Genomic DNA, 16,717 nt, shown 5'->3' on the forward strand with positions numbered 1-16,717 from the left:
GGTGACAATTGGAATGACGGGAAGGCCAGCGCGCTTACATTTGAAACAGCCGATGGACATTTCCATGTCCAGCCATGAAGCCAAAATTCCAACTAGTCCGATTGTCCCTCTCGGTGAAAGTCGCACCAGTCACAAATCCGATTTCAAAAAAAACGCCAGAACCGCTGGAGAAGTTGATATGGAACCGCGCGTGACCGAACTGGAAACCCACCTCAAATACATTCGTCGCGATATGGACGAAGTCCGCGGGGATGTAAAGACCATCAAGCACCGTCTCGCCTATTCGGCGGGTGCTACGGCGGTGGTCTTGGGACTGCTGGGATGGGTTGCCAACAGCCGGTTCGATCAGTTGGTCACACTGATGAGCCATTGACGGAAGAAATGCAGGCATCGACTCGGTATCGGTCGAGCCTGCAGTCACCAGGCGCGGATCAGCCGAGCAGGTCGCTCAATGGAATGAACCCAACCTCATCGCCTTCTACCAGCGTACGGCCTTCCAGCACTTCTACCAGGCCATCCGCCCAGGCCGCACTGCGCAGCACACCGGAACTTTGATTGCGGTAAATGACTGCCCGCCCCTGTTCGAGTCGACCGCGCAAGTATTCGCGCCGATTGCCGGCCACTGGCCAGACGAAGCCTGCCGGCACCGTAAACTTCAGAGGTTCTGAATCCTGCACGCCCTGACGCCTCAGCAAATAGGGCCGCGCGAGCAGAGCAAAGGTCACCAGCGTCGAAGCAGGGTTACCCGGCAGGCCGATGACCGGCACTTTGCGAAAATGCCCGAAGGTCAGCGGTTTGCCCGGTTTGATTGCCAGTTTCCACAGCGCGAGCTCGCCCTCTTCCCTCAACGCGATGCCAAGAAAATCCGCTTCGCCCACCGAAACGCCGCCGGTCGACAGAATCAGGTCGACATCCCGCAAGTCGCCCAAACGCGCCCGCGTAGTGGCCAGATCGTCCGGAAGAATGCCGGCATCAATCACCTCACAACCCAGGCGCTGCAACCAGCTGCACAACACCACCCGATTACTGTTGTAAATCTGTCCCGGCCCCAACGGCTGACCCGGCTCGACCAGTTCGTCGCCGGTGGACAGCACCGCGACTCGCACCTTGCGTACAACATTCAGGCCGGCACACCCCAGCGACGCCGCCAGACCTTGCTCGATCGGTCCCAGTCGGGTACCTGCCGCCAGGATCAACTCACCGACAGTGGTTTCCTGCCCCTGCGGGCGAATGTTCTGACCGACACTCATGGTTTCGATGAAGCGCACGCTGCCGTCGGTCAGAACATCGGCGTTCTCCTGCATTTCCACGCAATCGGCCCCGGCTGGCACTGGCGCACCGGTGAAGATCCGCGCGCAGGTACCGGGCTTCAATGGCTCAGGCGCCTGCCCGGCGAATACTTTCTGGCTGACCGGCAGCGGTTCGCCGGTCCAGTCCGCCAGATTCAGGGCATAACCGTCCATGGCGCTGTTTGGCCAGGGCGGCAGATCCAGAGTCGAAATCAGGTCGTTGCCCAGCACCCGCCCCTCTACTTCAGCCAACGGCAGAAACTCGCGCTCGACAATCGGCGAAGCGTCAGCCATTTCCAGCAGGCGGGCCAGCGCTTCCTCGACAGGCATCAGACTGCCAGTCTTGCCCGGCTTACCCACGGGATTCACAAGGCGCCGCCTGTTTCAGGTGAGGTACGAAATTGCATGGGCGATGACGAGAGTCCAGCTGTTCGGCGAGAATCCCGTCCCAACCGGTACGCACCGCATTGGTTGAACCTGGCAGGCAGCACACCAGCGTGCCATTGGCCAGACCGGCCAGTGCTCGCGACTGCACGGTTGACGTACCGATATCAGCCACCGAGATCTGGCGGAACAGTTCGCCGAATCCGTCAACCTGCTTGTCGAGCAGACAAGCTATGGCTTCAGGCGTGCTGTCACGCCCGGTAAAACCGGTGCCGCCGGTAATCAACACAACCTGCACCACGTCCTCGGCAATCCAGTGGGCAACTTGCGCGCGGATCTTGTACAGATCATCTTTGAGCAGGACCCGCTCGGCCAGACGGTGGCCGGCAGCGGTCAGACGGTCGACGAAGACCTGGCCTGATGTGTCGGTTTCCAGGGTTCGGGTGTCGCTGACAGTCAGCACCGCAATGTTCAGCGGTGCAAAAGGTACATCGGCCTTGGCTTTCATTAGGCTCGTCCAGTTGTAGGAGAAACAGCCCGGTGTTATATCACAGCGCCCGAATTTTTCGCCGCCCTGCTGGAGAGCTGCCATGACCTCGAATACGCCATTGCCACCTTGTTCCATTTTGCTCCTGGCAGGCGGACGCGGCCAGCGCATGGGTGGCCAGGACAAAGGGCTGATCGAGTGGCAGGGTCAGCCGCTGATTGCGCACTTGCAGCGCAAGGTCCGGCCGCTGACTGACGATCTGATCATCTCCTGCAATCGCAATCGTGAGCGTTATGCCGCGTACGCCGATCAATTGGTCAGCGATGAAGAGGGCGATTTTCCCGGTCCTCTGGCCGGTATCCTTGCCGGACTCAAAGCCGCCCGCCTGCCGCACTTGCTGGTGCTGCCCTGCGATGTGCCGCGAATCGACGCTGCACTGCTGCAGGACATGCGTGAAACCGCGGGCCGGTTTCCTGAGAAACCTTTAATGCTGCGTCACGATGACCATTGGGAACCGCTGCTGTGTGTGATTCCGGTCGCGCTGCTGCCCGTGTTCGAAACCGCCTGGAATACCGGCGAACGCAGCCCTGGCCGGGTCATGCGCAACCTCGGCGCGACGGCCCTGCAATGCCCCGACAATGACCCGCGACTGGCCAACCTGAACACCCCCGAACTGTTAAATGCGCATAACACTGTGTCAGACTGACAGCACTCAAGGAACTCTCACGCCTTGTACACGTCTCAAGCTCAGTAACCAAAGTATTCCCATTCGGAGACACACCCATGACTCAACGGACCCTCGCCACTTTCATGCTCGCACTGGGCCTGGCAACTCTCGCTGGTTGCTCGTCGCCAACAGTGATCACCTTGAATGACGGTCGCGAAATCCAGGCCGTCGACACCCCGAAATACGATGAAGATTCGGGCTTCTACGAGTTCAAACAACTCGACGGCAAAGAGACCCGCATCAACAAGGATCAGGTTCGTACCGTTAAAGAGCTGTAAGCTTTACGTCGACACCGGATACAGAAAAGCCCGCATTAATGCGGGCTTTTTCATGGGAGCGGGAAAGTGAATGGCGTCACCACTGCAGGGTGATCTGACTTTCGAACTCGCGTTTTTCGCCGGTCACCGGGTCGACAAACCGCAGCCCCTGTGCCAACAGCTTCAACGGATTGGCATAGTCATCCTCAACGTCTTTCAACACATCCGGGTAGAACGGATCATTACAGATACTCGCCCCTAGCGCGGTCATATGCACCCTTAGCTGATGCTTCTTGCCCGTCACCGGGTACAGGCCGTAGCGCCACAGATCACCATTCTTTTCCCGGACTTCCACCGCCGTTTCAGTATTGGCGACACCTGGGCCTTCCTGCATGCGGAAGAACGGTTCGCCGTCGATCAGGCGACTTTTGTGCACCAGGGGAAATTCCAGTTCCGGCAGCGCACGGGCGATCGCTTCATAACGTTTATCGATCTGCCGGGTCGGGAACAACGACTGATAAGCCGAGCGGGTTTGCGGGTTGGCGGAAAAGATCACCAGCCCCGCCGTGTGCCGGTCAATGCGGTGCAGTGGCACCAGATGCGGATTATCGAGGCGACGGATCAGACGGCGCAGCAACGTCTGCTCGACGTATTCACCGGCCGGTGTCACCGGCAGAAAATGCGGTTTGTCCGCCACCACCAGATGCTCGTCCGCGTACAGGATCGACTCGAGCACCGGAATCGGCTTTTCATCCGGCACTTCGCGGAAGTAGTGAATGCGCAGGCCTTCCTTGTACGGCAGATCCACCGCAATCGGCTGCCCCTGACCATCCAGCACCCGGCCCCGGGCGATTCTGTCCAGCCATTGCTCGCGGCTGATTGCACTGAAATGCTCACACAGGCAATCCAGCACGGTAAGCCACGCACCCGGAGGCAGGTAAAGGGTGCTGGCCTGATTCTGAGCAGCGGAAAATGTTGGTGTGGACATACGGAAATTCGAACCCTCAATGCAGGCCGGCATTATCCAACACTGAGCGCAACGAACCTAGCGCAGAATCTGCGGCCCGCTCAGGCCGGAATCGACTTGAGCGCCGCCGCTTCGGTGAACTCCTTGAGCCAGCGCAGCACATCGACCGCCTCCCAGCGCCCCGGGTCATACAAGGCGTACAGCAAGCCCTGATAACCGACAACATCCAGTTGCTTGTGATAACCGGCACGCTGGAACAGCGCCTCGATCTCGGCAAAACAGGTGTTGAAATGCAGTTTGTTGAACGGCGTCTTGCCCTCGGTGACCAGACCGTCCAGGCGCAGTTCGAGGACCGCCTCGCGCACTACGTCAACCGACATCCGGTTCACGCTGTTCTTCAACTGTTCGACATTGACCACGGTTCGTCCCTCTGACTGCCGGATTCACCTGCTCACGTCATCAAAAGCAGCAGGCCTTTCCAATTACTGTATGAACATACAGTAACCGAATAAACCCTAGAGTGCCAAGGGAAGGATGCCCGGTCACGACCAGCGGAAACCGTGGCGCGTCAGCGAACAGACGGCTCAGCTCAGGAAGTCCACTACCTGATCGGCATTGAACGGCCAGCTCAGCTCCGCACCATTATCAACACGGCGCAGCACCGGAATCCGCAGGCTGTACGCCTCGTACCAGGATTCATCGTCGGCAATATCCACCAGTTCGACCAGCAGACCGTGCTCGACAAAAGGCATCAACTCGGCCTCTGCCAACTCACACAAATGGCATCCCAAGGTGCCGAACAACTGACATTCAGGAGGCATGATCGCTCAACCGGAAAAGTGAGCGTTCATTCTAGGCCTGCCTCGAAAACCCGTCGAGCGACTGCTGCCCGAAGACCCGAACACGGCGGGAAACACGCAAAACCCTGACGCAAATCAGTCCACGGAAAAGCCAATCAGCCGATGCTCTCGGGCTTTTTGCCTCTACGCTTGAGAAGCCTGAGCCTGACATCGGAGTGTCTTGTGTTTGCCAACCTGTTGATCATCCTCGCCTCATCCCTGGTGATGATTGCCCTGTTCCGCCGCCTGCGTTTGCCGCCGGTGCTGGGCTATCTCTGCGTGGGCCTGATGGTGGGACCGACCGCGTTCAACTGGGTCAACGAGAGCGAACACCTGCCGGACGTGGCCGAGTTGGGCGTGGTGTTCCTGCTGTTCTCACTGGGCCTGGAGTTTTCCCTGTCGAAAATGATCGCGCTGCGCCAGGTAGTGTTTCGCCTGGGCAGTCAGCAGGTATTGCTCAGCACCGGGGTGCTCGGGCTGGTGCTGATCCTGCTGGGCATGCCGCTGGCCCCGGCAATGTTGCTCGGCGCCGGGCTGTCGTTGTCGTCGACGGCGATTGTCACCAAGGAGTTGAGCAGCCTGGGCGAAGTGTTCAGCAGCCACGGGCAGAACGCAGTCGGGGTCTTGCTGTTTCAGGACGTGGTCGCGGTGTTGTTGCTGACCCTGGTGCCAGTGTTCGCCGGGAGCAGCGCGCAAGCCTGGTATTGGGCCTTGCCGCTGACGCTGGTGAAGACCGTGGTGCTGTTTTTCGGTCTGTTGCTGGCCAGCCGCTGGCTGCTGCCACGGCTGTTCCATGAAGTGGCCGCGTCGCGCTCGGCGGAATTGTTCGTGCTGCTGGCGCTGGTGATTGTGCTGCTGACCGCATGGCTGACGCACCTGCTGGGCCTGTCCCCTGCCCTTGGCGCATTTCTGGCCGGGATGCTGCTCGGCGAGAGCCACTATCGCCATCAGATCGAGGCCGACATCCGGCCGTTTCGCGACATCCTGCTCGGAGTGTTTTTCGTCAGCATCGGCATGCTGATCGACCTGCAACTGTTCATCAGTCACAGCGTGCTGATTCTCGGCCTGACCCTCGGCCTGATGCTGATCAAAGGCACGGTCGTCGCACTCCTGATCAAGTGGCGCGGCAGCGATCATGAAACCGCCTGGCGCAGCGGCCTGGCCCTGGCGCAGGGCGGGGAATTCTGCTTCGCCCTGATGGCGCAGATGCAACAGAACCAACTGCTCCCTGCCGAGTTGGGCGCCCTGCTGCTCGCGGCCACCTTCTGCTCGATGCTGCTGACACCGTTGCTGTTGCGCGCCGCGCCGAAAATCGCCGCACGCCTGCACCGCAAGCCCAACCAGGAGGCACAAATCGAGGAAATCAGCGCCCTCAATGCCGGTCTGGATCAACACGTAGTGATCTGTGGCTACGGCCGAGTCGGCCAGTCCATCGGCCGCTTCATGCGCAATGCCAATCAGCCTTATATCGCGTTGGACAACGATCCGGTGCGCGTGCAGGAAGCCGCGTCCGGCGAAAGCGAGGTGCATTACGGCGACTCGTCACGCGGCGACCTGCTGACCGCCGTCGGACTGTTGCGCGCGCGGCTGCTGGTGATCGCCGTGGATCAGAGCGATGTCAGCCTGCGAATTCTCAAGGAAGCGCGCCGGCTCAATGCACAGATCCCGATTCTGGTGCGCACCCGCGACGACAGCCAATGGGCTGAACTCAAAGCGGCCGGCGCCACCGAAGTGGTGCCGGAACTGTTGGAATCGAGCCTGATGCTCGCCTCCCACGCCTTGATCATGCTCGGCCTGCCGGCGCATCAGGTGCAGGAGCAGATCGATCAAGTGCGCATCGATCGCTATCGCCTGTTGCACGGGTTCTATCCCGGCGCCGATGACAAGGAAGCCTAGTCCTGACTCACCGCGCCGATCTTGTGCAGCGACAGGTCAGCGCCGTAATACTCTTGTTCCTGACTCAGGCGCAGGCCGTGCAAGGCCTTGATCACACCGTATACGACGAAGCCGCCGAGCAACGCCACCAACACACCCAGCGCGGTGCCGATCACCTGACTGATCAGGCTGACGCCGCCGAGACCACCCAGCGCAGTCTGGCCGAAGATGCCGCAGGCGATCCCGCCCCACACCCCGCACAAACCGTGCAACGGCCAGACACCGAGCACATCGTCGATGCGCCATTTGACTTGTGCGGCGGTAAAGCACCAGACAAACAGCGCACCGGCAATCGCGCCGGTGACCAAGGCACCCACCGGATGCATCAGGTCGGAACCGGCGCAGATCGCTACCAGTCCGGCCAACGGACCGTTGTGCAGAAAGCCCGGGTCATTGCGCCCGACAATCAACGCCGCCACCGTGCCGCCGACCATGGCCATCAACGAGTTGACTGCAACCAGACCGCTGACGCCTTGCAACGTCTGTGCGCTCATCACGTTGAAGCCGAACCAGCCGACAATCAGAATCCACGAACCCAGCGCCAGAAACGGAATGCTCGACGGCGCGAACGCCACCAGACGCCCGTCGCGATAACGCCCGTTGCGCGGCCCGAGCAGCAATACCGCCGCCAGCGCCAGCCAGCCACCCATCGCATGCACCACTACCGATCCGGCGAAATCATGGAACGCCGCGCCAAAGCGCGCCGTCAGCCAGGCCTGCAGACCGTAGTTGCCGTTCCAGATCATGCCCTCGAAAAACGGGTAGATGAACGCCACGATCAGCGCCGTTGCACACAGTTGCGGAACGAATCGCGCGCGCTCGGCAATCCCGCCGGAGATGATCGCCGGGATCGCCGCGGCGAAGGTCAGCAGGAAGAAAAACTTCACCAGACCGTAACCGTGATCGGCACTCAGCACCGCCGCCGGTTGCATGAAGGTCACCCCGTAGGAGATCCAATAGCCTATAAAGAAATAGGCCAGGGTCGAGACCGCAAAGTCACTGAGAATTTTCGACAGCGCGTTGACCTGGTTTTTCTGGCGAACCGTGCCGACTTCAAGAAAGGCGAAACCGGCATGCATCGCCAGCACCATCACCGCACCGATCAGAATGAACAACGTGTTGGAACTGTGAACCAGTGTGTCCACAGCGCTTTGCAGATTTTCCATAAAGAGGCAGACCTGAAGGCTAAAAAGGCACCAAAGCGGTTCGCGCGGACAATTCATGCACCAAGTTGCGACCGGTCGGTCTGCGCAGCGACGCTGCGATGAACCGCTTTGGCGCACAAGGTCGATGTCCTGACACGAACCCGGATTATTTGAGTTAAGGTTTTGCTGCATGTACGCCCGCCAACAGCGCACGACGGCGGCAGGACGCACCACGACATAGCAAAAGCTGTACCAGTCATTTGTACTGAACCTTCGCGCAAGGCTCATACTCGAACGCTTCAGACGTCACTTACGGAGATCCACCCATGGCCAGCATCAAGGCAAAGACTGCTCAAGAAATCCTGATGAACGACTTCCAGACTCTGGTGGCCGATACCGAACGGTTGCTCGAACACACCGCGTCCCTCGCGGGTGATCAGGCCGATGAGCTGCGTGATCAGATCCACGACAGCCTGTTGCGCGCCCGGGAAACCCTGAAGCTGACCGAAGACACCCTGCGCGATCGCGGTCAGGCGGCGGTCACCGCCACCGAAGACTACGTTTCCGCCAATCCTTGGCAGTCGGTGGGCATCGCCGCCGGGGTGGGCTTCCTGATTGGCCTGCTGGCCACTCGGCGCTGATCATGTCGATCGGCGAATCCGGCCTGGGGTCGGGCACCACCTCCTCCACGCGGCGCCTGGGCGCCGCCGTTCTCGGCCTGCTGCACAGCCATGTCGAACTGTTCGGCATCGAGCTGCAGGAACAGAAAGCACGCACCGTCAGCCTGTTGCTGTTCGCAGGGCTGGCGCTGGTGTTTGCATTGCTGTTGCTGATCGGCCTGTCTGCTTTGGTGTTGATCCTGCTCTGGGATACTTATCGCCTGGCCGGGATCATCGGCCTGTGCGTGTTCTACGTCCTGGCGGCGGGGTTCTGTGGATTGCGTCTGAAGGCTGCGGTCTTCGATGAATCCTCGCCCTTCCACGGCACCCTGGAAGAATTGGCCAACGATCGGGAGCGCCTGTTGCCATGAGCCTGCCTGAACTGCCACACAACAGCTCGCGCCGGGAAATGCGCAAGGCGCTGATTCGCCTGCGCATGGAAATGCATCGTCAGGAAATCCGCCACGAAGCCGGGCAAGTGCTGCAACCCTTGCAGCGCATGCGGGGGATGAAGCAAAACCTGCAAGACGGCTTCGGCATCAAGCATGCGCCGCTATGGGGCGTGGCCGCCGTCACCCTGCTGGGTTTCATTACCGGCAAAGGCGCAAAAAGCGGCGGCGTCGGCGGGTTGACCCGGCTGATCCGTCTGGGCACCAGCCTCGGGCCGCTGATCAGACTGGTGATGCAGAGTTCGGGCAAACGCTGAACCGACGTATCTGGCTGCATTCTTGCAATATCCGGGATTGAACCTCCTCACCCCGAGGTTCAATCCCGCACGCCTATCCGGCCGGCAGGGTTTACCCCGAACAAGAACAACTAAGGAGGCCCCGTGATCGACGGGCAACCGCTCGCCTGCTTTCAACCTTTCATCGATACCGCTACCGGACGAATTGCAGGCGTCGAAGCCCTCGGTCGACTGCGCCAGCCTGACGGCCAATTGGCCTCGGTCGGGCCCTTGTTCGCCGACCCGCGCACACCTGCCATGGCCCTGCGGCGCCTCGACCGCCAGATCCGTGACCACGCCCTGAGCCGACTGCATGAAGCCCCTGCCGAATGGTTTCTGAGCCTGAACATGTCGCCGCGCTGGATCAGTCGCCTGCGCGCGGATCAGCCCCTGCCCAGTCTCAAGCAAATGCTGCGACACGGCGTCGATCCGCAACGCATCGTGTTCGAGATCACTGAACTGGGCGGCAACAGTCAGCGTCTGACCGACGTGGTCGGCCGTTATCGTGAGGCCGGCGCGCGGATTGCCATTGATGATTTCGGTGCCGGTTACTCGCAGCTCGATCGGGTGCTGGCGTTGCAGCCGGACATTCTCAAACTCGACATGCGCCTGTTCCAGGCGGCGGCGCTGGGCGGGCCGAGCAGCGAGGTGGTCAAGGCCCTGGCGCAAATGGCTGAGAAAACCGGCTGCTGGATCATTGCCGAAGGCGTGGAGACCGAAGCGCAGCTGAATTTCGCCCTGGAATGCGGATCACGTTACGTTCAGGGTTTCCTGTTCGCCCGGGCGCAGGAAGCCTTCTATCCGACCGATGCCTTCGTGCAGCGCTTCGCCGAACTGCGTCAGCGGTACGTGCGGCAGAAGCTGGCCGAACGCGGGCGCTTGATGCAGATGCGCCAGCAGCTCGGCGAACTGATGTCGATCCTGCAAGCCTGGGCTCAGGCCCACGCACCGCTCAGTGCGCTGCCACAATTGGAGGCCTTTCCGTGGTTGCTGCGGTTCTATCAATGCGACCGGCATGGCACCCAACTCACGCCCAACCTTGAATGGCGGCATAACCGTTGGGTCGCCGACAACCGCTACCTGGGGCACAACTGGTCATGGCGTCCGTACTTCTATCATCTGCTCGCCGAAGGCTGGGAGGAGCGGCGCCTGACCCTGTCCAGCACCTACCGCGATGCCACCAGCAACCAGTATTGCCTGACCGCCGGGCAGTTCTTCGATAACGGCGAACGCCTGCTGCTGATCGACATTGATGCAGCCGGCTTGTAGTTCCGCTTGCAGGGGCGTGGCCGAACCGGGAAGCTAGGGCATTGATCATTCCAGTCACCGACGGAGAGAACCAGCCTTGGATTGGCAGACCCTGCTTAACCGCGAACGCCTTGGAAAACCGCTGCACAGCCCGCAAGAGCTGGGCCGCAGCCCGTTCCACAAAGACCACGACCGCATCATTTTCTCCGGCGCTTTCCGCCGCCTGGGACGCAAGACCCAGGTGCACCCGGTATCGAGTAACGACCACATCCACACCCGTCTAACCCACTCGCTGGAAGTCAGCTGCGTCGGCCGTTCGCTGGGCATGCGCGTCGGTGAAACCTTGCGCAGCGCCCTGCCCGACTGGTGCGACCCAAGCGACCTGGGCATGGTCGTGCAATCGGCCTGCCTGGCGCATGACATCGGCAATCCACCGTTCGGTCATTCCGGGGAAGACGCGATTCGCCACTGGTTCCAGCAGGCAGCCGGGCGCGGCTGGCTCGACGGCATGAGCGAAGCCGAGCGCGGTGACTTCCTCAATTTCGAAGGCAACGCGCAAGGCTTTCGCGTGCTGACTCAACTTGAGTATCACCAGTTCGACGGTGGCACCCGACTCACCTACGCCACCCTCGGCACCTATCTGAAGTATCCGTGGACGGCCCGTCACGCCGACTCGCTGGGCTACAAGAAACACAAGTTCGGCTGCTACCAGAGTGAATTGCCGCTGCTCGAGCAGATCGCCCACAAACTCGGCCTGCCGCAACTGGAAGACCAGCGCTGGGCGCGGCACCCGTTGGTGTACCTGATGGAGGCGGCCGACGACATCTGCTATGCGTTGATCGACCTCGAAGACGGCCTGGAAATGGAGCTGCTGGAATACGCGGAAGTCGAATCGCTGCTGCTCGGCCTTGTGGGTGACGACCTGCCGGAAACCTATCGCCAGCTCGGCCCGCAGGATTCGCGCCGACGCAAACTGGCGATCCTGCGCGGCAAGGCCATCGAGCACCTGACCAATGCTGCCGCCCGAGCGTTCGTCGAGCAACAGGACGCGCTGCTGGCCGGCACGCTGCACGGCGACCTGGTGGAACACATGCACGGCCCGGCCAAACGCTGCGTGCTCAACGCCAAGGACATCGCCCGCAAGAAAATCTTCCAGGACAAGCGCAAGACGCTGCATGAAATCGGCGCCTACACCACGCTGGAAATCCTCCTCAACGCGTTCTGCGGTGCGGCACTCGAACAACATGGTGGACGCACGCCGTCGTTCAAGAGCCGACGCATCCTTGATCTGCTGGGCAACAATGCACCCGACCCCCACGGGCCGCTGCACACCTCGTTCCTGCGCATGATCGACTTTATCGCCGGGATGACCGACAGCTACGCCAGCGACATGGCGCTGGAAATGACCGGGCGCTCCAGCCACTGACGGAGCATCTTCCTCAACCGGGTCAGCGCGACTGCCCGGTTGAGTGCCTGATCCATTAAAGCGGCTCTGCGGTATTCGATGACCGCGCAGACCAAACGTAATCCGTTTAACTTCAAAACAACAGAGACAAACGCTGTTTCTTCAACACTCTACAAGCAACTTAAAACATTCAGATAAACAAATACTCTAAACACCTCCTTACGCGACATTGAGTTTGGTCGTAGTCAATTTCCCTTTAGTGTGTAGGACTTATCCTATATTGCTGCTAGAGCCATGTGAGTTCATGCGGCCGCTCATTTATCTGAGCTAAGGTGCGCGCTTTATTCGCGCACGTATGGGATTTGATTATGAACTCCGTTTTTATTGTCGATGATCACCCCGTCATCCGACTTGCCGTTCGAATGCTGCTCGAGCATGAAGGTTATAGGGTCGTCGGCGAAACCGATAATGGGGTCGATGCCATGCAGATGGTTCGCGAATGCATGCCCGACCTGATCATCCTCGATATCAGCATCCCCAAGCTCGACGGTCTGGAAGTCCTCGCCCGTTTCAACGCCATGGGCACTCCGCTCAAGACCCTGGTACTGACGGCGCAATGCCCGACACTGTTCGGTATTCGCTGCATGCAGTCCGGCGCGTCCGGTTATGTGTGCAAGGAAGAAGACTTGAGTGAACTGGTCAGCGCCATAAAAGCGGTACTTTCCGGTTACAACTATTTCCCAAGTCAGGCATTGAATCCGGTACGCAGTGACGATGTACGTTACGCCGAACTGGAATTATTCAAAGCCGTGAATGACCGCGAACTCATGGTCCTGCAGTTATTTGCACAGGGGCGTACCAACAAGGAAATTGCCAAAGGCATGTTTCTCAGTAACAAAACCGTCAGCACTTACAAAAAACGCTTGATGCAGAAACTGAAAGCCAGATCCCTGGTGGAACTTATCGAGATGGCCAAACGCAACGCGCTAGTGTGAGAGCCTGAATGCCCAGTCGTTTGAAGATCTATCTCGTCATATTGTGTGCGAGCCTGTGCCTGACTCATCAGGCCTATGCCGACCTCGTCACAGCGCAAGATTATGTGCTGCGCAGCCGTTCGAGCCACGAAGCGCTGTCCATTTCTCTGCAGCCCGCGCAACGGCAATGGTTACAGACTCGCAGCGAACTGAGACTGGGCACCTCCGCACCGGATTATCCGCCGTTCGACATGACCGCCAGCGGCCGCGATTACGAAGGTTTTACCGCCGACTACGCCGGCCTCCTCGCACAGGCTGTCGGTTTACCAATCCGGGTCAAGCGCTTTGCCTCACGGGAAGCCGCCTTGCGTGCACTGATAGCCGGACAGGTCGATATGCTCGGTACGGCCAACGGTTTCGAGGCCAGTAATCCAGACATTCTGCTTTCAATCCCCTATGCCATTGATCAGCCGGTACTGGTCACCCGTGAAGACGAGACCCTTACGCTCACCGAGGGCCTGGCCGGTCTGCGCCTGAGCATGGTCTATCACTATCTGCCGCAGGAGGAAGTCAAGGCGCTTTACCCCAAAGCCATCCTGACGTCCTACCCTTCCTATCAAAACGCAATCAATGCGGTGGCTTTCGATCAGGCCGACGTGTTTCTGGGCGATACCATCTCCACCCACTACATGATCAACAAGGGCTATCTGAACAACATTCGCATGGCCAATTTCGGCAAACAGGAAGCCCACGGTTTCAGCTTCGCCGTGCACACCGACAATCCGCAACTGCTCGCGATCATCAACACCGCGCTCCAGGCCATACCGGCCAGTGAACGCGACCGCATCGCCAAGCGCTGGAGCGCTGGCAGCGACATCCTGCTGACCGACCAGAAGCTGCAATTGACCCACCATGAAGAGCAGTGGCTCAAACAGCATCCGGTGCTGCGCGTCGTTGTCAACGAGGCGTTCGCGCCGCTGACGTTCTTCGACAGCGACGGCAATCTGCGTGGCATCACCGCAGACCTGCTCGAACTGCTGCGCCTGCGCACCGGCATGCGCTTCGAACTGGTACGCAGCCGCAGCGACGGCGACATGGTCGAGCAGATCAATCAGCACCGAGCCGATCTGATCGCGGCGTTGCTACCCAGCCCGCAACGGGAAAAGACCCTGCAATTCAGCCGTCCCTACCTGGAAAACTCGTTCGTCCTGCTGACCCGCAAAGCCACCGACAGCCCGACCCATCCGACGCAGCTCAAGGACAAATACCTGGCGATTGCCCAAGGCAGTCCCATGGCCGATTACCTGCGACGCGAGTTCCCCAATATCCACCTGACCGAAACCTCCGACACCTTTGGCGCCGCGACCTTGCTCGCCGAAGGCAAGGCCGATGGCGCCGTCGCTTCGCTGGTGATTGCCAACTATCTGATTTCGTCGCGGATCTTCGAGCATCAGTTGCAGATCACCACCACCCTCGGCACCCGTCAGGCAGCCTTTTCGCTGGCCACGGCCCGCGACAACAGCGAACTGGGGTCGATCCTCGACAAGGCGCTACTGAGCATCAGCCCCGAAGAACTGGGGGTGATCAATAGCCGCTGGCGCGGTTTTTCCAATGCGGCGCAAAGCAACTGGCATCACTACCAGCGCCTGTTTTACCAACTGATCGGCGCAGCCTGCCTGCTGCTGTTGCTGACACTGCTGTGGAATGCCTACATGCGGCGCCAGATCAAACAACGCCAGGCCGCCGAGCGGGCACTCAACGATCAGTTCGAATTCATGCGCTCACTGGTCAACGGCACGCCTCACCCGATCTATGTGCGCGACCGCCGGGGGCTGCTGCAAAGCTGCAACGACAGTTACCTCGAAGCCTTCAACGCCAAACGCGAAGACGTGATCGGCAAAAGCGTCATGCAAGGCACCCTGAGCAATGCCTTCGAAGCCCAGGCCTTCGAGGCGGATTACCAGCGGGTTGTGGCCGAAGGGACGCCGTTGCTGCTCGACCGGCCGCTGCACATCGGTGGCCGGCGTCTGACGATCTACCACTGGATCCTGCCGTACCGCGATTCCAGCGGCGATGTACAAGGGATCATCGGTGGCTGGATCGACATCAGTGAGCGCCGGCAACTGTTCGATGAACTGCGTACGGCCAAGGAACAGGCGGACAACGCCAACCGAGCTAAAAGCACCTTTCTGGCCACCATGAGCCACGAAATCCGTACGCCGATGAATGCCATCATCGGCATGCTCGAATTGACGCTCGAACGCATGACCGATCAGGCTCCGGATCGCTCGTCCATCGAAACCGCCTATTGCTCGGCCAAGGACCTGTTGGGCCTGATCGGCGACATCCTTGATATCGCACGGATCGAGTCCGGGCACCTGAGCCTGAGTCCCGAGCGGGTCAATCTGGTGGAAACCGTTACTTCGGTGGTGAGAATCTTCGACGGTCTGGCCCGGCAGAAAAACCTCACCCTGCCCCTGACCCTCACTCCCCCGGGCCTCAATGTCGACGTGCAGCTCGATCCGTTGCGCTTCAAGCAGATCCTGTCGAACCTGATCAGCAACGCCATCAAATTCACCGAGTCCGGGCAGGTCCGGGTCAATCTGGACGTGGTGCCCGATGGCGCGGGACAGTGTTCGCTGATTCAATTGACGATCCAGGACACCGGGGTCGGCATCAGCATCGAAGATCAACAGCGCCTGTTCAAACCGTTCGCCCAGGCTGACAGTGGCCAACAGCCCGCGCGCAGCGGCGCGGGTCTGGGGTTGGTGATCAGTCGCAACCTCTGTGAAATGATGGGCGGTCAGCTGCAATTGAGCAGTCAGCCCGGGATCGGCACTCAGGTCTGCCTGTCGCTGCCACTGCAAACGCTGCCGTGCAAGGTCGCCGCGACGAAAACCGCGCCACCGATCCACGCCGCGGGTACGCCGCTGAACATCCTCGTGGTCGACGACCATCCCGCCAATCGTCTGCTGATGTGCCAGCAACTGGAGTTCCTAGGGCACCGTTTCAGCCTTGCCGAAGAGGGGCGAAGCGGATTCGAGAAGTGGCAGCGCGGTGCATTCGATCTGGTCATCGCCGACTGCAATATGCCAGTGATGAACGGCTACGAACTGACCGAGGCCATCCGCCAGCACGAACAAAGCACCGGGCGTGCTCCTTGTACCGTGCTGGGCTTCACAGCCAATGCGCAACCCGAGGAAGTGCAGCGCTGCAAACAGGCCGGCATGAATGACTGCCTGTTCAAACCCCTGAGCCTCAATGCGCTGAGCCAATGGGTCAACGGCCTGCAACCGGCAACCCCTGAACCTGCGTTCAATCTCGAGGGTTTGAATCAATTGACGGGCGGCAATCCGCTTCAGGCCCAACGTCTGCTCACGCAATTGCTCAAGAGCAGCCGCCTCGACCGCGAGGAGCTGCTGGCCGTGGCGCCGCACAATGATCGCGAGGCATTGGCGGCGGTGGCGCACAAGATCAAGGGCGCCGCCCGAATTGCTCAGGCTTCGCGTCTGATCGTACGCTGCGATGCCCTGGAACAGGCCTGCCTGCAGACCACGTCTGTGGCGGCCATCGTGCGCTGCATCGAGGCCACCGACGCGGCCATGGTCGAACTGGAGCAGGCGCTGCAGCAACAATTGGAACCGTTCGCAGAAAGCACAATGACCGAGCCTTAACTA

Annotated in this window: 17 protein-coding genes; 11 read left to right on the plus strand and 6 right to left on the minus strand. The window is 60.2% G+C overall.

All coding sequences use genetic code 11. The features are described from left to right. Positions 1-64: 64 nt before the first annotated feature. On the plus strand, positions 65-373 hold the full coding sequence (locus V9L13_RS11900) for a hypothetical protein (RefSeq protein ID WP_177434688.1): 309 nt from the start codon (positions 65-67) through the stop codon (positions 371-373). A gap of 58 nt (positions 374-431) precedes the next feature. On the opposite strand, the gene glp is transcribed toward V9L13_RS11900, so the two are convergent. Both glp and moaB read right to left on the minus strand, forming a co-directional pair. Continuing rightward, positions 432-1,658, minus strand: coding sequence for a gephyrin-like molybdotransferase Glp (glp, locus tag V9L13_RS11905; RefSeq protein WP_338802602.1), 1,227 nt, complete (start codon positions 1,656-1,658; stop codon positions 432-434). Further along, positions 1,642-2,181: a molybdenum cofactor biosynthesis protein B gene (gene moaB / locus V9L13_RS11910; protein ID WP_103483814.1), complete on the minus strand. Its 540-nt coding sequence runs from the start codon at positions 2,179-2,181 to the stop codon at positions 1,642-1,644. The genes glp and moaB overlap by 17 nt, the downstream gene beginning before the upstream one ends. Positions 2,182-2,263: 82 nt before the next feature. On the opposite strand from moaB, the gene mobA reads away from it, so the two are divergent. Next, a complete protein-coding gene (gene mobA / locus V9L13_RS11915) occupies positions 2,264-2,866 on the plus strand; it encodes a molybdenum cofactor guanylyltransferase MobA (protein WP_262141930.1) in 603 nt (200 codons plus the stop codon). A 77-nt stretch (positions 2,867-2,943) separates the two neighbouring features. Further along, entirely contained in the window at positions 2,944-3,165 is a 222-nt protein-coding gene (locus V9L13_RS11920) for a YgdI/YgdR family lipoprotein (protein WP_003226722.1), read from the plus strand. Between the two features lie 76 nt (positions 3,166-3,241). Here V9L13_RS11920 and V9L13_RS11925 read toward each other — a convergent pair whose 3' ends face one another. From V9L13_RS11925 to V9L13_RS11935, 3 genes are all read right to left on the minus strand, one after another. Continuing rightward, positions 3,242-4,132, minus strand: a complete 891-nt coding sequence (locus tag V9L13_RS11925) for a pseudouridine synthase (RefSeq protein WP_262141929.1) — start codon at positions 4,130-4,132, stop codon at positions 3,242-3,244. Between the two features lie 80 nt (positions 4,133-4,212). After that, complete coding sequence (locus tag V9L13_RS11930; RefSeq protein ID WP_003226726.1) at positions 4,213-4,530, minus strand: transcriptional regulator; 318 nt, start codon at positions 4,528-4,530, stop codon at positions 4,213-4,215. Positions 4,531-4,695: 165 nt separating this feature from the next. Continuing rightward, positions 4,696-4,932: a glutaredoxin family protein gene (locus tag V9L13_RS11935; RefSeq protein ID WP_103519688.1), complete on the minus strand. Its 237-nt coding sequence runs from the start codon at positions 4,930-4,932 to the stop codon at positions 4,696-4,698. A 201-nt stretch (positions 4,933-5,133) separates the two neighbouring features. Here V9L13_RS11935 and V9L13_RS11940 point away from each other — a divergent pair, with 201 nt between their 5' ends. Continuing rightward, positions 5,134-6,846, plus strand: a complete 1,713-nt coding sequence (locus V9L13_RS11940) for a monovalent cation:proton antiporter-2 (CPA2) family protein (protein WP_338802603.1) — start codon at positions 5,134-5,136, stop codon at positions 6,844-6,846. Here V9L13_RS11940 and V9L13_RS11945 read toward each other — a convergent pair. Continuing rightward, entirely contained in the window at positions 6,843-8,051 is a 1,209-nt protein-coding gene (locus V9L13_RS11945; RefSeq protein ID WP_338802604.1) for an ammonium transporter, read from the minus strand. The two genes, V9L13_RS11940 and V9L13_RS11945, sit on opposite strands and share 4 nt — an antisense overlap. 305 nt (positions 8,052-8,356) lie before the next feature. Between V9L13_RS11945 and V9L13_RS11950 the strand changes: the two genes are divergently transcribed. From V9L13_RS11950 to V9L13_RS11980, 7 genes are all read left to right on the plus strand, one after another. Further along, on the plus strand, positions 8,357-8,671 hold the full coding sequence (locus tag V9L13_RS11950; protein WP_003226733.1) for a DUF883 family protein: 315 nt from the start codon (positions 8,357-8,359) through the stop codon (positions 8,669-8,671). A gap of 2 nt (positions 8,672-8,673) precedes the next feature. Further along, on the plus strand, positions 8,674-9,060 hold the full coding sequence (locus tag V9L13_RS11955) for a phage holin family protein (protein WP_003226735.1): 387 nt from the start codon (positions 8,674-8,676) through the stop codon (positions 9,058-9,060). Further along, positions 9,057-9,395, plus strand: coding sequence for a hypothetical protein (locus V9L13_RS11960; RefSeq protein ID WP_003226737.1), 339 nt, complete (start codon positions 9,057-9,059; stop codon positions 9,393-9,395). Before V9L13_RS11955 ends, V9L13_RS11960 begins: the two co-directional genes overlap by 4 nt. 123 nt (positions 9,396-9,518) lie before the next feature. After that, a complete protein-coding gene (locus V9L13_RS11965; RefSeq protein ID WP_338802605.1) occupies positions 9,519-10,682 on the plus strand; it encodes an EAL domain-containing protein in 1,164 nt (387 codons plus the stop codon). Between the two features lie 76 nt (positions 10,683-10,758). Continuing rightward, positions 10,759-12,087: a deoxyguanosinetriphosphate triphosphohydrolase gene (locus V9L13_RS11970; RefSeq protein ID WP_003226741.1), complete on the plus strand. Its 1,329-nt coding sequence runs from the start codon at positions 10,759-10,761 to the stop codon at positions 12,085-12,087. A gap of 347 nt (positions 12,088-12,434) precedes the next feature. Continuing rightward, entirely contained in the window at positions 12,435-13,061 is a 627-nt protein-coding gene (locus V9L13_RS11975; protein WP_003226744.1) for a response regulator transcription factor, read from the plus strand. Positions 13,062-13,069: 8 nt separating this feature from the next. Continuing rightward, complete coding sequence (locus tag V9L13_RS11980; RefSeq protein WP_338802606.1) at positions 13,070-16,714, plus strand: transporter substrate-binding domain-containing protein; 3,645 nt, start codon at positions 13,070-13,072, stop codon at positions 16,712-16,714. Positions 16,715-16,717 lie beyond the last annotated feature (3 nt).

The sequence above is a fragment of the Pseudomonas sp. RSB 5.4 genome, from assembly GCF_037126175.1.
Classification (GTDB): Bacteria; Pseudomonadota; Gammaproteobacteria; order Pseudomonadales; family Pseudomonadaceae; genus Aquipseudomonas; species Aquipseudomonas fluorescens_H.